We start from the raw sequence: 19,358 nt of genomic DNA on the forward strand, positions 1-19,358 counted from the left end.
TCAAAATCTGCCTTGTTTTTGATATAAAGCCCGTTTTCGCGTATTTACACTTCTTTTTTATTTTGCACCTGATAAAATATGCGCCATCTGATTTTACCTGCTTGACATTGGCTACAGGTCAAAATTTGATTTCCAATCAACGTTCTCTTTTATCATAGAGAATATCATTATTTATAACGAAAACAGTGGAGCAATTATGTTTTTAATTCAATTTGCTATTGTCTTAATTTGCATCCTGATTGGTGCGCGGATTGGGGGAATAGGACTTGGTGTCATGGGGGGCGTGGGCTTAGCGATTTTAGCCTTTGGATTCGGCTTACAACCTGCGGGATTACCAATCGATGTTATGTTAATGATCATGGCGGTCGTTTCAGCCGCAGCGGCCATGCAGGCGGCGGGCGGTTTAGACTATATGATCAAAATTGCGACCAATATTTTGCGCAAAAATCCAAAATATATCACATTCATGGCGCCAGCTGTGACTTGGACTTTTACCGTATTAGCGGGAACCGGGCACGTTGCTTATTCTGTATTACCGGTTATTGCCGAAGTTAGCCGTCACAACGGAATTCGCCCTGAGCGTCCGCTGTCAATGGCGGTTATCGCATCGCAATTTGCGATTGTTGCCAGCCCGATTGCAGCGGCGGTGGTTGCGGTGGTTGCTTACCTTGAGCCACAAGGCATTCATTTAGGCGATGTATTGATGGTCACGATGCCGGCAACCATTCTCGGTTTGGCTTTGGCTTGTGTGTTTGTTAATAAAATGGGCAAAGAGCTGAAAGACGATCCCGGCTACCAACGTTTGCTGCAAGATCCGGAATATGTCAAAAATAACCATTCCGATATTAATCCGGCTGAAATTCAAATCAGCAAAACGGCTAAAATCTCAGTCGGTCTATTCCTATTCGGCGCATTGTTAGTCGTTCTTATGGGCGCATTTCCGGCATTACGTCCGGCATTTGACGGGAAACCGATGGGCATGGCACACACGATTGAAATCGTGATGCTGTCGGTCGGTGCGTTGATTATCTTATTATGCAAGCCAAACAGCAATGCGATTACTCAAGGCTCAGTGTTCCACGCCGGTATGCGTGCGGTGATTGCGATTTTCGGTATTGCATGGTTGGGCGATACCTTAATGCAAGCACACATGACCGAAGTGAAAGAAAGCGTGAAAGTGTTGGTTGAAACCGCACCTTGGGCGTTTGCTTTTGCCTTATTTGTACTATCGGTTTTGGTTAATAGCCAAGGCGCAACGGTTGCTACGTTGTTCCCGGTGGGGATTATGTTAGGTATTCCTGCACCGATTTTGATCGGGGTATTTGTGGCGGTAAACGGTTATTTCTTTATTCCGAACTACGGCCCGATCATTGCCTCAATCGACTTTGATACCACCGGCACCACCAAAATCGGCAAATACATCTTTAACCACAGCTTTATGATCCCTGGGCTATTGAGTATGGTATTCAGCATCTGTTTTGGTTTGTTGTTCGCCAATCTGTTCCTGTAATATCTTACAGTGCTAAAAAAATACCGCCGATTGGCGGTATTTTTATTTTATTAACGGCTGATTAGCCACTTTTTCAATGCCTGCAATGACGACTGCCACTCTTGGAGCATCGCCACCCAACGGGCAATATTCTCTTGCCAGTTTTCCGCATCCTCATGCTGTGCCGCTTCTGCCACATCGCGAATCGCATTTAAACCGATTGAGGCTGCCGCGCCTTTGATTTTATGCGCATCTTCCGCCACCGCCTTTTTCCGGCTGTGATCGGCTTGATATTGCTTGTAATGCAGATTCAGCTCGTCCACATAAGTCGGCATTAACTGTTCAAACAGCTCTACACTCGCCAGCACTTTGTCTTTGCCCAGCAATTCAATCAGCTCACTTAATAACGGGTAATCAAACTGTATTGCCGCTTGTTTATGTTCACTTTCCGCCGGCAACGTGGTCGGCTCAGGCGCAAATCCATCTTCATCAAACAAGTATGCCAACGTGGTATTCAGCGCCTCTTGCGATAACGGTTTCGACAACACATCATCCATCCCTTGCTGCAAATAATCGGCTTTGCTGTTCATCACGTTCGCCGTCAACGCCACCAGCGGTGGCAGATAATCAATTTCATCCTCTTGATATTCACGTCGCAGGAGCTGAGCAATATCAAAGCCCGACATATCCGGCAGTTGAATATCCAACAACAGCAGATCATATTCACGCTGATGAAATTTTTCCAACGCTTCACTGCCGCTCATAGCGACATCGACCTGATGCCCCAATTTTTCCAACACCGATTTGGCAACAATGATATTCACCTCAATGTCTTCCACCAGCAGGATAGTCAAAGTGCGGTTCACCGCTTGGCTTGGCTGGGGGGCAAGTGCGGTCAGCGCAGCAATTTGCGGTGCTTTCACTCGTAGAGTAAAGGTCGTACCGACATTTTCCTCGCTTTCCACCGTTAAATCGCCGGACATCAATGAAGCGATCTGTTTCGAGACCGCCAGCCCGATCCCGCTGCCGAGCGCGCGCATATTGTCCTGCGATTTCACTTGGTAATACATGGTAAAAATTTTGTTCAATTCGGTTTGCGGGATGCCGATGCCACTATCGCTGATTTGAAAACTGAGCTCGTCCTCACCGGTTTTAGCAACCGACAACCGTACCCAGCCTTGCTTGGTAAATTTCACCGCATTACTGATTAGATTCCACAGCATTTGGTTTAAACGAATCGGATCGATCCGCACCCATTCCGGCAAATCATCAGCCAGCTTCATTTCGAATCTCAGATTTTTCTGCTCCGCCATTACCGAAGCGATATTATGAATGTCATTCAATAACCCGTTGAAATCGCAATCTTTTTCAAACAACTCGATCCGGTGAGTTTCAATTTTCTCCAGATCGACTAAATCATTAAAAATATGCCCGAGTGAGACCGCACTTACCTTAATAGTTTGAAGATAATTCCGCTGCTGTTCGCTCAACTTGCCGTCCAGCAAAATGCGGCTTAAGCCGATAATCCCGTTCAGCGGCGTTTTCAATTCATGGCTAATCGTAGTCATCAAATTGGTTTTATCACGGCTGTTTTTTTCAATCGCTTCCCGATAAGTGGTACGCTCGGTGATGTCGCGCCCGAATGCGATGATCATATTTTGTTTGCTGATTTTATCGTAGTACGGCACTTTCAGAATTTCAAAGCACGCAGCCCGCCCGTCTGGATAATACAGCCACTGCTCATAGCGCCTCCCTTGCTTCTCACGACTGACCTGCAAATCACTTTCAATCGCTTTTTTTGCTGTCCGCTCGCTATACAGATCAAGCGGCGTCATCAATTTCAGCTCGTCACTTTTTTTGCCGGTCAGCTGTTCCATCGCCCGATTTGCGCCCAGAAAACGGTGATCTTCGCCACGATAAAACACCAAATCCGGCGAGGCATCAAAAAAGGAACGTAACAACTGGGCACTCTGTTCCAATTCCAATTGAATACGTCCGCGCTGTTTAATCTCCAGCTCTAAGTGCAACAACGCGGAAGTCAATTCCTGTTCTGCCTTGGCTCGCTCTTCAATTTCACGGCTCAACAATAGATTTTTTTTGTTCAATTCCTGATTCAGTTGGTAATCCTGCATTCGCAGCACTTTCAGCTGCACCAGCGTTTTTTCCGCGCCTTGCCGTGCCAGTTCTAATTTTTCAACAATCACCAAGAAAAAATAGATCACAAAAGGTGCGGAACACAGTCCGAAAATCACCGAACGCAGAATATCGCCCCAATCAAGCGAACCGGTGAATAACAGCGTGCTGCCGGCTTGGATCAACAACGCATAAGCCGCCAGAATCAACAAGCCCAACACGGAAAACTTGATTTTGCCGATGCGGATAATCCAGTCAATGTAATTTTGCAGATAGATTTTTACGTTTTTCATAATACTATTTTTAGATTCGGGTTAATTCGGCTGCTCAACAAGAACATTCACTTGAAAAATAGGGGCGGATCTACAATCCGCCCCTAGTCAGTGATGAAAGTGCGGTTTAAACCGCATAATTCAGTTATTTCGTCAGCAATTCCAAGGCTTCTCGGTATTTATCGACCGTTTTTTGGATCACATCCGCAGGGACTTTTGGCGCTGGTGGCTGTTTATTCCAGCCGCTTTGTTCCAACCAATCACGGATAAATTGTTTATCAAATGACGGCGGATTCGTGCCTTCTTGGTAATTTTCAATCGCCCAAAAACGGCTGGAATCCGGTGTTAACACTTCGTCCATCAGCGTCAATACCCCATTTTTATCCAAGCCGAATTCAAATTTGGTATCACAGATGATAATTCCTTTGGTCAGCGCATATTCCGCCGCAGCGGTATATAGTGCAATCGCTTTTTGTTTAACTTCTGCCGCCAGCTCTTTTCCGATTAGCTGTTCACACTGCGCATAACTGATGTTTTCATCGTGATCGCCCACTTCGGCTTTGCTGGACGGGGTGAAAATCGGTTCCGGTAGTTTGCTCGCTTCTTGCAGCCCTTCCGGCAATTCTAACCCGCAGATTGTGCCAGTGGCGCGGTAATCTTTCAAACCGCTACCGGTCAGATAGCCACGAACAATCGACTCGATTTTCACCGGCGTTAAGCGTTTGCACACCACCGCGCGATCTTTGACTTGATCGGCTTCTTCTTTCGGCAACACATCATACACCGTATCGCCAGTAAAGTGGTTCGGCATAATATCCGCCAGTTGTTTAAACCAGAAATTGGAGATTTGGGTTAAAATTTCACCCTTCGCCGGAATCGGATCGTCTAAAATCACGTCGAACGCCGAGAGGCGATCGGTCGCCACCATCAACATTCTTTCGTCATCGATCTCATACAGATCCCGCACTTTACCCGAATAAATTTTCTTTAAGCTGATTTGTTGCATTGCTTTGTCCTATTTCAAGAAGTTCCGTATCAATAACCGTTTTATTGTAGCGCACTTTAAACCGCACTTTGTATTTTTTAAGCCTTGCACCATGAAAAAAGCCATATTTCAATTGAAATATGGCTTTTTGTGAATCTTCGGCTTAGATCATAATCTGAGCAGGCACTAAGTACCCTTGAGGAACGCTCGCTTCGCGCTCAAAGGTGACATATTCCCACGCTTCCTGATCCGCCAACACCGCTCTTAGCAGTTTGTTGTTTAATCCGTGTCCGGATTTATAGGCTTTAAACGCGCCGATGATATTGTGGTTCGCCATATAAAGATCGCCAATCGCATCTAATAGTTTATGCCGCACCAATTCATCTTTAAAGCGCAAGCCGTCTTCATTCAGAATACGGTAGTCATCTAACACAATCGCATTATCTAGACTGCCACCCAGTGCCAAGCCTTGCGCTTGCAGATATTCAATGTCTTTCATAAAGCCGAACGTACGCGCACGGCTGATTTGTTGAATAAACGCTTGGGTTGAAAAATCCAGTTTATAATTGGTTACATCACCGGAAATCGCCGGGTGTTTGAAATCAATAGTGAAATCCAAGTGGAAACCGTTGTACGGTTTAAATTCCGCCCATTTATCACCGTCTTCAACCCGCACCGTTTTTTTAATGCGAATGAATTTTTTCGCTGCCGCCTGCTCTTCAATACCGGTGTCTAACAGCAAATAGATAAACGGTGCCGCACTGCCGTCCATAATCGGAATTTCCGGTGCATCGACTTCAATAATAATATTGTCGATTCCCAGTGCCGCCAAGGCAGAATTGATATGCTCGACGGTGGAAACTCGCACGCCGTCGTCATTTACCAAACAAGTACACAACATCGTGTCACGAATCGCATCGGCATTAGCTACAAAGCTGACAGGCGGATTCAGATCGGTACGACAATAGATCACGCCGGTATTGACTTCAGCCGGGCGCATGGTCAAGGTGACCTTTTTCCCGCTGTGCAATCCGATACCGGTGACTTTTACACTCTGTTTTAATGTTCTTTGTTTAATCATAATATCTGAGTACCTTTTTAGATACAGTGCCGCCTAGTCGGCCTGATTGCGCAAGAATGACGGAATATCAAATAAGTTATTTTCATCAAATTCTTTCGGTTTGGCAACTTCAGCCCCGACGGCTGTTTTATTGCCATAATTATTATATCCCTGATTATTAGACTGCTGCTGCGAATTAAAGTTCGATTGTCCTTCAAAACCGGATTGCACCGGGTTCGCTTGTGGCGCCGGAATATTATTTGCTTTCGGCGTAATCACTTTCAATTCGTGTTGTTCTTCTTTGCTGCCAATCCCGGTTGCGACGATCGTCACGCGAATTTGCTCGCTCATTTCCGGAATCAGGGTGCTGCCGATAACCACGGTCGCATCTTCTGAAGCAAACGCCCGCACGGTGTCACCGACGGTAGAAAATTCATCTAATGACAAATCCATACCGGCGGTAATATTCACCAACACACCGCGCGCACCGGATAAATCCACATCTTCTAATAATGGGCTGGCAACCGCATCTTGCGCCGCTTTATCGGCACGACCGTCACCGACTTCGCCGTTGGCGATACCGGTTCCCATCATGGCGTGTCCCATTTCCTGCATCACGGTTTTCACGTCGGCGAAGTCCACGTTGATCAAACCCGGAGAGGTGATCATATCGGAAATACCACGCACCGCATTACGCAAAATTTCATTGGCTGTCGCAAAGGCATTAACCAGGGAGATATTTTTGCCTAAGACTTTTAATAATTTTTCATTCGGGATGACGATCAAGGAATCGACGAATTTAGACAATTCACGAATGCCCATCTCTGCCAATTGCATCCGTTTTTTGCCTTCAAAGCTGAATGGCTTGGTCACCACCGCAACGGTCAAAATGCCTAATTCTTTAGCAATTTGCGCAACAACTGGAGCGGCACCGGTTCCGGTTCCACCACCCATACCGGCTGCGATAAACACCATATCCGCCCCTTCTAGGATATTACGGATCGCGTCTTTATCATCTTCCGCCGCTTGGCGACCGACGTTCGGATTCGCACCAGCACCGAGGCCTTTGGTTGTATTGCCACCGATTTGTACAGTCTGTTTAACCAAACTTTTACGCAAAGCTTGCGCATCAGTGTTAATTGAGAAAAACTCAACACCGTGCATTTCTTCCTGCACCATATGATTAACGGCATTACCGCCACCACCACCAACACCGACAACTTTAATTACGGCATCAGTAATGTCGTCAAACTCGATAGGCTCAAACATATATTCTCCCCGTTATGTTTGTTTTATTTTGCAAACCAATAATTTTCTATTCTATGCGATAACCGGAAATTATCAAAACTGATTTTTTATCATTGTAAAAAATTTAACGATATTTTCCTTGATTCCCGACACCACACCAATTGAACCGGCGGAGGAATCTCGTTGTCGGATTTCGTCGGCATTATTGTAGTTATGGTGCAACAACCCCAACACTGTCGCATATTGCGGTTTATTGACATAATCAGTCAAGCCCGCCAAATTTAGCGGCGTACCAACCCGCACTTGCGGTCCGAAAATATCGGCGGCACATTCGATAATGTCTTCGATTTGCGAGCCGCCACCGGTTAATACCACGCCGGCAATCAAATCGGATTTAATTTGTTTCGCGTCCAGTTCATGCTTCAGCAGCGTCAACTCTTTTTCTACTAATTTCAACAGCTCCTTATAACGCGCTGCGGTGACCACTGACAACATCTCTTTTGCCAAACTGCGCGGTGCACGCCCGCCGACGCTTGGCACTTCAATTTTCTTATCTGGATTATTGCGTGCCGGTGTGACCGCACTTCCGTAAGCCACTTTAATCTTTTCGGCTTCCATTCTGGAAGTGCCAAACGCATACGCCACATCATCGGTAATTCGATTGCCAGCGTAAGGAATCACTTTGCTGAAACGCAGTGCACCGTTGGTATAGACAATAATATCAATCGTACCGCCACCGATGTCGATTAAGCACACACCCAGCTCTTTTTCATCTTCGGTTAACACCGAATAGCTCGACGCCAAGCCGGAAAACACCACTTCATCAACTTTAAGACCGGCGCGCAACACTGCTTTTTTCAGATTATTCAACCAACTTTGATGACAGGCAATCAAGTGCGCTTGCGCCTGTAAGCGTACGCCTTGCAAGCCGAGCGGATTTTTAATATTCAACTGTTTATCAACAGCAAATTCTTGCGGAATGACGTGCAAAATGCTCAGCCCTTCGCCCATTTTGACCGATTGTGCGATATTCATCGCACCTTCAATCTCATCTTGGGTGACTTCGTCATTTGCAATCGGCACCAAGCCGCTTTCATTGAGGCTTTGGATATGTTCGCCGGTGATCGCCAATGAAACACTGACAATCTGGCAATCAGCAATCGATTCCGCTCCTTCGATCGCGCGTTGGATCGAGTTAACCACCGCATCCAAATCGGTGATACTGCCGCGATCAATCCCTTTTGACGGGCTACTGCCTACGCCAAGTACATTGACGACACCGTCCGGCAGGACTTCGCCCACCACCGCCACGACTTTGGAAGTGCCGACTTCCAGTCCTACTTTGATTTTCGCTTCAACAATCTTTGCCATATTTGTTTTACTTAGTTGTCAATTAATTAATTTCCGTTGCTCTCTGCCGGCGTTTGTACCGCTTGCGGCATCGCTTTAAAGCCGACCGCCGCGCCACGGTTATACCGCAAATCCACATAATCCAGCACTTGATGTTCAGGCACTTCGATTTGCGGGTAGATCGTGGCAAACCGTTCTATTTTTTGCTTCCATTCGCCACGCCCTAATTTCAATACAATGCCGTTGCTCAGGCTGACCTGCCAAGCGCCGCGTCCGTCAATCTGCATGGCTTGCAACGTCATATTTTTCGCTTTTAACGCATTGCTGATTTGATACCAAGCCGATAACACTTCACGGCTCTGAAAATCGTTACCTTGCAAGGCAGGCAACTGTAAATTGCCGCGTTTTTCCGCCGGTAGGCTAAAAATCGCACCGTCTGCCGCCAATAACTGATCACCGTTCCATGATGCCACCGGCGAATATTCCGCCACTGCAATGCTCAATTTGTTCGGCCAAAGCTTGCGCACCAGCGCGCCTCTGACCCACGGCATTTTTTCAATTTGCTGCTGAATGGCTTTCACATCTTGTGAAAAATAGCCTTGCAATTCGCCAAACTCAACCAAACTGTCTCGAATATCGTTATACGAGGTGTACTGAGGCTGTCCGACGACGGCAAACGAATTTAGCGGCTGTGAATCCAACGAGGCTAAAAAATCTTGCCAATGTGTGTAGCAATAATAACCAAATCCTACGCATAATATCACAACTAGCGATTTAAGCGGCAGAAAAAACTTAAAACCGCTCTCCTCCGCTCGTTGCGGCTGAATGCGTTGCTGACTCCGGTTAGGTCTTACCGCCATAACTTATACACTCAACTCCAAAATCTTCACCACCAGCTGCTCGAAACTGTAGCCGTTGACTTTTGCCGCCATCGGGAACAGGCTGTGGCTGGTCATACCCGGTGTGGTGTTGACCTCCACCAGATTAAAACGTCCTTCAGCGTCTGCCATCACATCCACTCGACTCCAACCGCGACAGCCGACGCTATCATACGCCAATTTCACCAAATCTTTCAGCTCCTGCTCACGCGCTTCGCTCAAGCCTGCCGGGCAGAAATATTGAGTATCATCCGAAATATATTTCGCATTGTAATCGTAAAATTCTGCGCTCGGCTGAATACGAATCGGCGGCAACACTTCGCCGTCCAGCACCGGCACAGAATACTCTTCACCGGCAAGCCATTCTTCGATCAGCACGGTTTCATCATATTGAAACGCATATTCAACCGCACTTTGCAGATCTTCGGTGCGTTTTACTTTGGTTAAACCGACACTCGAACCTTCCAACGACGGTTTCACCATTAACGGCAAACCTAATTTAGCCACCACCGCTTGCGGATCAAAGCCTGCAAAACGGGCTTTATGCACCACTTCCATTTCGGCAACCGGCAAACCAAAACCTTTCCATAACATTTTGGTGCGCATTTTATCCATGGTTAAGGAGGAGGTCAGCACGCCGCAGCCGGTATAAGGAATGCCTAAAAATTCCAACACGCCCTGCACCGTGCCGTCTTCGCCGCCACGCCCGTGCAGAATATTAAACGCTCGATCAAAACCTTGCAGTTTGAGCTGTTCCAAGCTCACTTCTTTAGGATCAACGCCATGCGCATCGAAACCTTGGCTTTGTAATGCTTCCAGCACCGCTTTACCTGAATTGAGCGAAACTTCACGTTCCGCCGACGTGCCGCCGTATAACACGGCAATTTTTTGTTGTTTTAACGCTTTCATCATTTACCCGTATTCGCTCTTATTTTTTATTATTCCACAAATCCATTAAATTTCGGGATAATTTACTTACGCTGCCGGCGCCCTGCGCCAACACCAAATCTCCGTCTTGCAATACTTGTTCCATAATCTGTGGCAATTTTTCGGCATCCGACAATAAAATCGGATCGACTTTACCCAGATTGCGGATAGAACGGCACAAGGCGCGACTGTCCGCACCGGCAATCGGCTCTTCGCCCGCCGCGTATACGTCGAGCATAATCAGCACGTCCACATTCGACAGCACTTGCACGAAATCATCAAACAGATCACGAGTGCGTGAATAACGATGCGGTTGGAACACCATCACCACCCGTTTATCTTGCCAGCCTGAACGCGCTGCTTCAATCGTCACATTCACTTCTGTCGGGTGATGGCCGTAATCGTCCACTAACATCACTTTGCCACACGGGCGTTCAAACACACCGAGCTGATCAAAACGGCGCCCTGCGCCTTGGAAATCCGCAAGGGCGGTCAGAATCGCCTCATCACCGATGCCTTCCTCTTTCGCCACTGCTAACGCGGCAATCGCATTCAGCGCATTGTGTTTACCCGGCACATTCAACACCACCGAAATACGTTTGCCGGACGGATAAATCACATCGTATAACCCTTGAAATGCGGTTTGGCGATAATTTTCAATTCGATAATCGGCGTGTTGGCTGAAACCGTAAGTGATCACTTGCCGCCCGACACTTGGAATAATTTCCTCTAACTCTTTATCATCGGCACACATCACCGCCAAGCCATAGAAAGGCAAGTTATGCAGGAAATCAATATAAGTCTGTTTCATTTTGGCGAAACTGCCTTGATAAGTTTCCATGTGATCCGGTTCGATATTGGTCACCACCGACACCATCGGCTGCAAATGTAAGAAAGAAGCGTCACTCTCATCGGCTTCGGCGATCAGATAACGGCTTAATCCCAAATGGGCATTGGTGCCGGCGGACTTCACCAAGCCGCCGTTGACGAAAGTCGGATCCAATCCGGCTTGCGCGTAAATCATCGCGATCATTGCGGTTGTTGTCGTTTTGCCGTGCGTGCCGGCAATCGCAATGCCGTGACGGAAGCGCATGATTTCCGCCAACATCTGTGCCCGCTGGATCACCGGAATCCGCGCTTCGCGTGCGGCAACAACTTCCGGGTTATCGGCTTTAATCGCGCTGGATACCACCACCACACTAGCTTCTTTGACGTTCACCGCTTCATGCTTAAAAAAGATTTTCGCGCCTAATTGCGCCAAACGCCGAGTCACCGCACCGTCGGCAATATCCGAGCCGGTCACCACATAGCCTTCGTTCAGCAACACTTCGGCAATCCCGCCCATTCCGGCGCCGCCGATGCCGACAAAATGAATCTGTTTTACCCGACGCATACCCGGCACAAAATCACGCAGGCGTTTTTGAAAATCATGTTCTTCCATTCTTTTTACTCTTTTCTCTTTTTGATACTTAAATTCATTATTCAGCAACGCTGACAATGACTTCCGCCACCCGATCCGCCGCCAGCGGTTTCGCCATAGTTTTGGCTGTTTCCGCCATTGCCGCCAGTTTATTGCGATCAAGCTGCTGCAAAAGTGCGGTGATCCGCTCCGCGTTCAGCTCACTTTGCGGCACGATCGTCGCCGCGCCGACGTCCGCTAAATAGCAGGCGTTCAAATATTGCTGCTGATCTTTATGCTGAAACGGCACAAAAATCGCCGCACTGCCGACCGCGGCGATTTCACACACCGTCAACGCACCAGAGCGGCAAATAATCAGATCCGCCCAAGCATAGGCTCGCGCCATATCATCAATAAATTCCGTCACTTGTACATTGGCATTTTCAGGGTAACGAGCCTGAATGCTTTCGACATTGCCTTGTCCGACTTGGTGGCGAATTTCCAGCGGTTGTGTGGCTTGCTTCGCCACTTCCGGCATCAATAAGTTTAGCACGCGCGCCCCTTGACTGCCGCCGACCACCAGAATTTTCAACGCGCCTTCTCGCTGCTGATACCGCACTTGCGGTTCCGGCTGCTCAAATAGCGCCTGACGCACCGGATTGCCGACTGCTTCGGCATCAGCGAACGCCTTCGGAAACGCTTGCAGCACACGGGTTGCAATTTTTGCCAGCCATTTATTGGTCAGCCCCGCCACCGCATTTTGCTCATGCAGCACAATCGGCACGCCGCACAGTTTTGCAGCAATCCCGCCCGGGCCGGAAACGTAGCCGCCCATCCCTAACACCGCGTGCGGGTGATAGCGTTTAATGATTTTGCACGCCTGCCAAACCGCTCTTGCGATCGCAAACGGCGCCACTAACAAGGCCTTCAAGCCTTTGCCACGCAAGCCGGAGATCTGGATAAATTCGATCGGAATACCGTGTTTCGGCACCAAAGTCGCTTCCATTCGATCACGCGTGCCCAGCCAGCAAATCTGCCAGCCTTGTTGTTGTAATTTTTGTGCGACCGCAATCGCCGGGAAAACATGACCGCCGGTTCCGCCCGCCATCACTAATAACCGTTTTTGTTCCGTCATTTAATCGTCCCTCAAATGTGCATGCCCGCGCATCAGCCGATTTTCGTGGTCGATACGCAATAAAATGGCAATCACCAGCGCATTAATGATCAAACTGGAGCCGCCATAACTGACAAACGGAAAAGTAAACCCTTTGGTCGGCAAAATCCCCATGGTCATGCCCAAATTAAAAGCACCTTGGAAGAAAAACCATGCCACAACCCCAAATGCAAAATAACCGCCGAAGCGCTGCTCTAACAATAACGATTCTTTGCCGATTTTCAGAATGCGGAATAACAGCAGCGTGAACAGGGTGATCACCGCGATAATTCCGATCAAGCCAAACTCTTCGCCGACGATCGCCATAATAAAGTCAGTGTGCGCTTCCGGCAGATATTCCAGTTTTTGAATCGAATTGCCTAACCCGGTTCCCCAAAATTCGCCGCGCCCGAATGCGATCAGCGAGTTACTCAGCTGAAAGCCGGAACCGAACGGATCGGCAAACGGATCGGTGTACGACGTTAATCGTTTCAAGCGATATTCTGAGGTAAGAATCAGTAGATAAATCGCAAAAAAGCCCAACACCGCCAAGGCGATAAATTGGAAAATTTTGGCGCCGACCATAAACAACATCATAAACACGATAAAGCCCAGCACTACGCTGCTACCCAAGTCGGGCTGAAACAGTAGGAAGCCGGAAATCAGCACCAACACCACGGTTGGCTTGACCACGCTTAACTGTTTGTTGCGCACTTCATCATAACGGCGCACAAAATAGCTGGAGAGATAACAAATCAGCGCAAATTTCACAAATTCCGCCGGCTGGAAATTAAAGAGCACCAACGGAATCCAGCGTCTTGCGCCGTTTACCGTTTTGCCGATGCCCGGCACCAGCACTAACACCAGCAACAATAGCGCAATCAACAGCAAATACGGACTCCATTTTTCCCATTTCTCGACCGGAATAAACACAAAAATATACGCAGTCAGACAGGCAAGCGCCATATACACCAAATCACGCAACGCAAAGTGGAACGGATCATCGTATAAACGGCTGCCTTCGGCGACCGAGGCGGAGGTGATCACCACGAAACCTAAGGTCATTAGCGAGATAAACAGCCAAAACAGTGCGCGATCATACAGCAGATTATTCGGCACAATTCTGACCCAACGCTCCGTTCCTGATTTGATCAAATCCCAACCCGACATTTTATCCCTCTGCTCCGGTTGCCAAGCGGGCAAACATTTCGCCGCGCTGTTCAAAATTTGCAAACTGATCCAAGCTGGCACACGCCGGCGACAACAGCACCAAATCCCCCGCCTTCAAGTGCGGTCGTAATTCGGCTACCGCCTGTTGCATGGTGTCAAACAGCTGACTTTGTGTTGAAAGGGCTGCCAATGCCGCGCCGTCGCGCCCGAAACAATATAATTGGATATGCGGCTGATTGACCGCTTTTGCCAATTCGGAAAAATCCGCGCCTTTGCCGTCGCCGCCGAGTAACAGATACAGCGTGCCTGCTACTTCTAAACCTTGCAACGCCGCCAACGTACTGCCGACGTTAGTGGCTTTCGAGTCATTAATCCAAGTGATTCCGTCTTGACGTTGAACTAATTGAAAGCGGTGATCCAAACCGGAAAATTCGCACAGCGCATGGCATGAAGCGGCGCGTTCAATCCCAGCAGCATCAGCGAGCGCCAGTGCCGCCAAGGCATTCATATAATTATGACGCCCAACTAATTGCATTTCGTCGGTTGCCAACACCGCTTGCTTGTTCACTGCCAATAAAGTGCGGTCATGTTGTTTTAACAGATGATAATCACCTTGCTCACCAAAACGCAGCGGTGCAACCGCACTTTGCGCTACGGCTGGCATCGTGAGCGGATCTTCATCATTGATAATGCAGGTTTCCGCCCCTTGATAAATCATCAATTTTGCTTGACGATAAGCATTTAAATCCGCATAGCGATCCATATGATCTTCGGTCACATTCAGTACCGTCGCCGCTTTGGCACGCAGTGACGTGGTGGTTTCCAGTTGGAAGCTCGATAGCTCCAGCACATACAAATCACAATCGTGTTGCAACAGCGACAACGCCGGAATCCCGATATTGCCGCCCATGCCGACTTTTTTGCCGGCGGCTTTTGCCATTGCCGCCACGAGTGAGGTGACGGTGCTTTTGCCGTTTGAACCGGTGATCGCGATAATCGGCGCCTTAGCTTCCCGGCAAAACAATTCAATATCGCCGACCACTTCCACATCGTTCGCAAGTGCGGTTTGCACTTCCGGCGTAGCCAATGCCAAGCCCGGGCTGATGACAATCAAATCCGATTCCAACAGCCATTGTTGTGGAATCTCACCAAAATGCGCCTGTTTAACAAACGTCGGCAAACTAGGCTGTTTTTCTAACGGCAAATTGCGGGTATCAATCACCCGCAAGTCTACATTTTTATCTTTAAAAAATTCAATACAAGAAAGGCCGCTCTTACCTAGCCCCAAGACGGTGACTTTCTTGCCGCGGTAATCATAGCTGTTATCCGGTTGCATGATGTTGGTATCCTCGTTTGGCAGTCGCGATTAACGCAGTTTCAGGGTGATTAACCCCAATAACACCAACACCAACGAGATAATCCAAAAACGGATAATCACGCGCGGTTCCGGCCAGCCTTTCAATTCAAAATGGTGGTGAATCGGCGCCATGCGGAAAATGCGCTGTTTGCGGATTTTGTACGAACCGACTTGCAAAATCACCGAAATGGTTTCCATCACGAACACACCACCCATCACCAACAGCAGAAACTCTTGGCGCACCAATACCGCAATCGTGCCTAATGCGCCGCCCAACGCTAACGAGCCGACATCGCCCATAAACACTTGCGCCGGATAGGTATTGAACCACAAGAAGCCTAACCCTGCGCCGACAATTGCGGTGCACACAATCACCAGCTCGGCACTCAATTTGATATACGGAATATGCAGGTAGTCGGCGAAATTCACGTTGCCGGTCGCCCATGCTACGAATGCAAAAGCGCCCGCCACCAACACGGTCGGCATGATCGCCAAGCCGTCCAAGCCGTCGGTCAGGTTGACCGCATTACTGGTGCCGACAATCACAAAATAGGCTAGCACAATATAAAACAGCCCCAACTGCGGCATAATTTCTTTAAAAAACGGCACCACCAAACGGGTGGCGTTAGTGTCTTTGCCGATCGCATACATCGCAAACACCGCGACCAATGCCACCACCGACAACCAGAAATATTTCCAGCGCGCGATTAATCCGTCGGTATTTTTGCGCACCACTTTGCGATAATCATCGACAAACCCGATTGCGCCGTAGCTGAACAGTACAAACAGCACACACCACACATAGGCATTGCTTAAATCCGCCCATAACAAGGTGCTCAATCCAATCGAAAACAAAATCATCACCCCGCCCATAGTCGGCGTGCCGCGTTTGCTGAAGTGGCTTTCCGGTCCGTCGTGGCGCACCACTTGTCCGATTTGCAGCATTTGCAGACGACGAATCACTTTCGGGCCAATCCAAAGCGAGATTAAAAGTGCGGTCAGCAGTGCAATAATTGAGCGAAAGGTCAAATATGACACCACATTAAAAATTGAATGATATTGGACTAAATAATCCGCCAACCAAACTAACATAATTTATCCTTCAATGAATCGATCACCTCTTCCATTTTCATGCTGCGTGATCCTTTTGCCAACAATACGACATTCTTTTTGTTGTTTGATTGTTGGTGAATTTGTTGTTGTAAAAATAAAACCAGCTCTGCTTTGTCGTCGAAATGTTTTCCGTGCGACAATCGGCTGATCACCTCGCTTTGCTTGCCGAAACTGACGACAAGATCCAGTGCTGCCTGTTCGGTAAATTCCGCCACTTGTTGATGGCAAAGTTGACTATTCTCGCCCAATTCCGCCATATCTCCAACAACAAAAATGCGAAATCCGGCATAATTTTTTAACACCGCAATCGCCGACTCCATCGAATCGACATTGGCGTTGTAAGTATCGTCTAACAACAAAATATTCGGCTGAACTTGAATCGGATATAATCGCCCCTTAACCGCTTGTTTTTGCTCTAAACCGCACTTCACCTGCATCAAATCCGCCCCTGCCAACATGGCAAGTGCGGTCGCCGCCAACGCATTGCTGACATTATGAATGCCTAAATAGGGCAGCTGAATTGCAATGCTGCCTTGCGCTGTCACCAAGGTGAAATCCGCACCTTGTTGATGCAGACGGATTTGATCGGCATAAAAGTCTGCTTCCGGCTGAGAAAGCGAAAATGAATAGTGTCGATGGTTGCCAATTTCTTGTTGCCAGTCAGCAAGATAATGGCAATCTAAATTGATCACCGCACAGCCGCTTTCAGCTAAGCCACGGTAAATTTCGCCTTTGGCTTTTGCCACCCCTTCCAGTGATCCGAAACCCTCTAAATGCGCCGCCGCTACGTTATTAACTAACGCAACATTCGGTTGCACCAAATCAGTGGTATAGGCAATTTCACCGACATGATTCGCCCCGAGCTCTACCACCGCAAATTGATGCTGCGGCTCTAAGCGTAACAGTGTTAACGGCACACCGATGTCGTTGTTAAAATTGCCTTGAGTGAACAGCACTTGCCCTTTTTGGCTCAAAATTGCCGCTGTCATCTCTTTCACCGTGGTTTTGCCGGACGAGCCGGTCATCGCCACAGTGGTCGGCGCTAATCTGGCTTTGAGCCACTTTGCCAATTGCCCCAACGCCAAACGCGTGTCCGCCACCACTAACTGCGGAACATTAATGTCTGCTTGCGCTTTTTCAACCACCAAAGCGACAGCGCCTTGTTCGACGGCTTGTGCAAGATAATTATGTGCGTCAAAATTGCCGCCTTTGAGCGCAAAAAACAGCGCGTTTTGGCTCGCTTTGCGGGTGTCGGTGGTGATTTGCGACACCACAATTTGCGCGCCGTTTGTGCCAATCAATTCGGCAGACAAAATTTCTGCCAATTGGCAAATATCCAAATTAATCATTGTTGTTCTTCTAACATAAGTTGCTGCACGATTTCTTGATCGGAAAAATGCAGTTTGATATCGCCGATAATCTGGTAATCTTCATGCCCTTTACCGGCAATCAATACCACATCGTCAGCCTGTGCCTGCTGTATCGCATATTGCAATGCCAATTCGCGCCCGTGGATTATGCTGGCATTCTGCGGCTGTTTTAATCCCGCTTGAATATCTTGCAAAATCAACGACGGATCTTCGGTGCGCGGATTGTCATCGGTTAAGATCACTTCGTCGGCAAATTGTTCGGCAATCGCCCCCATTAACGGGCGCTTGCCGCTGTCGCGATCGCCACCGCAACCAAACACGCACCACAACCGCCCTTTGCAATGCAAACGTGCCGCTTGCAACGCTTTTTGTAACGCGTCGGGCGTGTGAGCATAATCGACAATCGCCATCGGGCGGTTTTTGGCGCTGAACATTTCCATTCGCCCGCAAACCCCATTCAATTGATTGACCGTGACGCACAATTTCGCCAAAGAGTAACCCAGTTGCAGCATGGTGGCGGTCACTAATAACAGATTGCTGACATTAAACGAACCGATTAAACGGCTGCGCAGCTCGCCGCTGCCCCAACTGGACTGAAAGCCGATCGTTGCGCCGTCATCATGGAACGCAATTTTTTCGGCATACAGATAAGGGTGGTGATCAATCTGATAATTCGGATCGCAGCTCACCGCCACCGCTTGTGGCAATTGCGCCAGCCATTCCGCGCCGATTTCATCATCAGCGTTGATCACTTGATTTTCACAATCAAGTTCGCTGAACAGTCTGAACTTGGCTGCCGCATAGGCTTGCATGGTTTGGTGATAATCCAAGTGATCACGGCTGAGATTAGTGAAAAGTGCGGTTTTAAAGTGCAAGGCTTCAACGCGATGTTGTACCAAACCGTGCGATGACACTTCCATCACCGCAAATTCTGCGCCTTGCTGCACAAAATCGGCTAAGTTGGCTTGCACTTCTGCCGCCGAACCGGTGGTGTTCGCCGCTTCCACGGTTTTACCGTATAGCCCGTTGCCAATCGTTCCCATCACCGCCGACGGTTTGCCCAACAGTTGCACCCATTGCGCCAGCAGTTGTGCCACGGTGGTTTTGCCGTTCGTGCCGGTGACGCCGACCAGCGTTAACTGTTTTGAAGGATGATTGTAAAATTCGCCGGCAATCGCGGAAAGATGTTTATCCAGTTGATAATAATGAATAATCACAACGTTTTGCTGCGTTGTGATTGTTAGGTGTTGTTCGGGCGCTTCGGTCTGCGCCAAGACCGCACTTGCCCCCTTTTCGAGCGCCTGCAAAATGAATTTTCGCCCGTCTTGCCGGTGTCCGATCAGGGCGACAAACAAGTCGTCCGTTTGCACTTTGCGACTGTCTAGCGTGATGCGCTGCAGTGACAGTCGGGGAAGTCCTTGCAGAGAAAAGAGCTTCGCCAATCTTTGCATAAC

At 48.5% G+C, this 19,358-nt stretch carries 15 protein-coding genes; 1 reads left to right on the forward strand and 14 read right to left on the reverse strand.

Annotation, left to right across the window (positions count from 1 at the left end; translation table 11 throughout):
* Positions 1-196 precede the first annotated feature (196 nt).
* Positions 197-1,510: an anaerobic C4-dicarboxylate transporter gene (locus ACUHGC_RS11895; RefSeq protein WP_446833497.1), complete on the forward strand. Its 1,314-nt coding sequence runs from the start codon at positions 197-199 to the stop codon at positions 1,508-1,510.
* A gap of 50 nt (positions 1,511-1,560) precedes the next feature.
* Here ACUHGC_RS11895 and arcB read toward each other — a convergent pair whose 3' ends face one another.
* From arcB to murE, 14 genes are all read right to left on the reverse strand, one after another.
* Entirely contained in the window at positions 1,561-3,915 is a 2,355-nt protein-coding gene (arcB, locus tag ACUHGC_RS11900) for an aerobic respiration two-component sensor histidine kinase ArcB (protein WP_446833498.1), read from the reverse strand.
* A 124-nt stretch (positions 3,916-4,039) separates the two neighbouring features.
* The gene (locus ACUHGC_RS11905) at positions 4,040-4,900 is read right to left on the reverse strand and encodes a phosphoribosylaminoimidazolesuccinocarboxamide synthase (protein ID WP_446833499.1); all 861 of its coding nucleotides are present in this window, start codon (positions 4,898-4,900) and stop codon (positions 4,040-4,042) included.
* 142 nt (positions 4,901-5,042) lie between these two features.
* Complete coding sequence (lpxC, locus tag ACUHGC_RS11910) at positions 5,043-5,960, reverse strand: UDP-3-O-acyl-N-acetylglucosamine deacetylase (RefSeq protein ID WP_446833500.1); 918 nt, start codon at positions 5,958-5,960, stop codon at positions 5,043-5,045.
* A gap of 33 nt (positions 5,961-5,993) precedes the next feature.
* On the reverse strand, positions 5,994-7,208 hold the full coding sequence (gene ftsZ, locus ACUHGC_RS11915) for a cell division protein FtsZ (RefSeq protein WP_446833501.1): 1,215 nt from the start codon (positions 7,206-7,208) through the stop codon (positions 5,994-5,996).
* Between the two features lie 72 nt (positions 7,209-7,280).
* Positions 7,281-8,558 (reverse strand): cell division protein FtsA, encoded by a 1,278-nt coding sequence (gene ftsA, locus ACUHGC_RS11920; RefSeq protein WP_446833502.1) that lies wholly within the window; start codon positions 8,556-8,558, stop codon positions 7,281-7,283.
* A gap of 26 nt (positions 8,559-8,584) precedes the next feature.
* Positions 8,585-9,397, reverse strand: coding sequence for a cell division protein FtsQ/DivIB (locus tag ACUHGC_RS11925; RefSeq protein WP_446833503.1), 813 nt, complete (start codon positions 9,395-9,397; stop codon positions 8,585-8,587).
* Positions 9,398-9,400: 3 nt separating this feature from the next.
* On the reverse strand, positions 9,401-10,327 hold the full coding sequence (locus tag ACUHGC_RS11930; protein WP_446833504.1) for a D-alanine--D-alanine ligase: 927 nt from the start codon (positions 10,325-10,327) through the stop codon (positions 9,401-9,403).
* 16 nt (positions 10,328-10,343) lie between these two features.
* Positions 10,344-11,783 carry a UDP-N-acetylmuramate--L-alanine ligase gene (murC, locus tag ACUHGC_RS11935; RefSeq protein ID WP_446833505.1) on the reverse strand — a complete coding sequence of 480 codons (1,440 nt, stop codon included), beginning with the start codon at positions 11,781-11,783 and terminating at the stop codon, positions 10,344-10,346.
* Between the two features lie 37 nt (positions 11,784-11,820).
* The gene (gene murG / locus ACUHGC_RS11940; protein ID WP_446833506.1) at positions 11,821-12,876 is read right to left on the reverse strand and encodes an undecaprenyldiphospho-muramoylpentapeptide beta-N-acetylglucosaminyltransferase; all 1,056 of its coding nucleotides are present in this window, start codon (positions 12,874-12,876) and stop codon (positions 11,821-11,823) included.
* Positions 12,877-14,064, reverse strand: a complete 1,188-nt coding sequence (gene ftsW, locus ACUHGC_RS11945; RefSeq protein ID WP_446833507.1) for a putative lipid II flippase FtsW — start codon at positions 14,062-14,064, stop codon at positions 12,877-12,879. It lies immediately after the preceding gene.
* Between the two features lies 1 nt (position 14,065).
* A complete protein-coding gene (gene murD, locus ACUHGC_RS11950) occupies positions 14,066-15,400 on the reverse strand; it encodes a UDP-N-acetylmuramoyl-L-alanine--D-glutamate ligase (protein ID WP_446833508.1) in 1,335 nt (444 codons plus the stop codon).
* A 30-nt stretch (positions 15,401-15,430) separates the two neighbouring features.
* Positions 15,431-16,513, reverse strand: a complete 1,083-nt coding sequence (gene mraY, locus ACUHGC_RS11955) for a phospho-N-acetylmuramoyl-pentapeptide-transferase (protein ID WP_446833509.1) — start codon at positions 16,511-16,513, stop codon at positions 15,431-15,433.
* Entirely contained in the window at positions 16,507-17,883 is a 1,377-nt protein-coding gene (murF, locus tag ACUHGC_RS11960; protein ID WP_446833510.1) for a UDP-N-acetylmuramoyl-tripeptide--D-alanyl-D-alanine ligase, read from the reverse strand. Before murF ends, mraY begins: the two co-directional genes overlap by 7 nt.
* The gene (murE, locus tag ACUHGC_RS11965) at positions 17,880-19,355 is read right to left on the reverse strand and encodes a UDP-N-acetylmuramoyl-L-alanyl-D-glutamate--2,6-diaminopimelate ligase (protein ID WP_446833511.1); all 1,476 of its coding nucleotides are present in this window, start codon (positions 19,353-19,355) and stop codon (positions 17,880-17,882) included. Before murE ends, murF begins: the two co-directional genes overlap by 4 nt.
* Positions 19,356-19,358: the final 3 nt, after the last annotated feature.

It is taken from the genome of Testudinibacter sp. P27/CKL/0425, from assembly GCF_052931395.1.

Bases quoted from the DNA above. Each gene is read 5' to 3' on its own strand.
- ACUHGC_RS11895 (WP_446833497.1), top strand. From the start codon at position 197: ATGTTTTTAATTCAATTTGCTATTGTCTTAATTTGCATCCTGATTGGT.
- arcB (WP_446833498.1), bottom strand. From the start codon at position 3,915: ATGAAAAACGTAAAAATCTATCTGCAAAATTACATTGACTGGATTATC.
- ACUHGC_RS11905 (WP_446833499.1), bottom strand. From the start codon at position 4,900: ATGCAACAAATCAGCTTAAAGAAAATTTATTCGGGTAAAGTGCGGGAT.
- lpxC (WP_446833500.1), bottom strand. From the start codon at position 5,960: ATGATTAAACAAAGAACATTAAAACAGAGTGTAAAAGTCACCGGTATC.
- ftsZ (WP_446833501.1), bottom strand. From the start codon at position 7,208: ATGTTTGAGCCTATCGAGTTTGACGACATTACTGATGCCGTAATTAAA.
- ftsA (WP_446833502.1), bottom strand. From the start codon at position 8,558: ATGGCAAAGATTGTTGAAGCGAAAATCAAAGTAGGACTGGAAGTCGGC.
- ACUHGC_RS11925 (WP_446833503.1), bottom strand. From the start codon at position 9,397: ATGGCGGTAAGACCTAACCGGAGTCAGCAACGCATTCAGCCGCAACGA.
- ACUHGC_RS11930 (WP_446833504.1), bottom strand. From the start codon at position 10,327: ATGATGAAAGCGTTAAAACAACAAAAAATTGCCGTGTTATACGGCGGC.
- murC (WP_446833505.1), bottom strand. From the start codon at position 11,783: ATGGAAGAACATGATTTTCAAAAACGCCTGCGTGATTTTGTGCCGGGT.
- murG (WP_446833506.1), bottom strand. From the start codon at position 12,876: ATGACGGAACAAAAACGGTTATTAGTGATGGCGGGCGGAACCGGCGGT.
- ftsW (WP_446833507.1), bottom strand. From the start codon at position 14,064: ATGTCGGGTTGGGATTTGATCAAATCAGGAACGGAGCGTTGGGTCAGA.
- murD (WP_446833508.1), bottom strand. From the start codon at position 15,400: ATGCAACCGGATAACAGCTATGATTACCGCGGCAAGAAAGTCACCGTC.
- mraY (WP_446833509.1), bottom strand. From the start codon at position 16,513: ATGTTAGTTTGGTTGGCGGATTATTTAGTCCAATATCATTCAATTTTT.
- murF (WP_446833510.1), bottom strand. From the start codon at position 17,883: ATGATTAATTTGGATATTTGCCAATTGGCAGAAATTTTGTCTGCCGAA.
- murE (WP_446833511.1), bottom strand. From the start codon at position 19,355: ATGCAAAGATTGGCGAAGCTCTTTTCTCTGCAAGGACTTCCCCGACTG.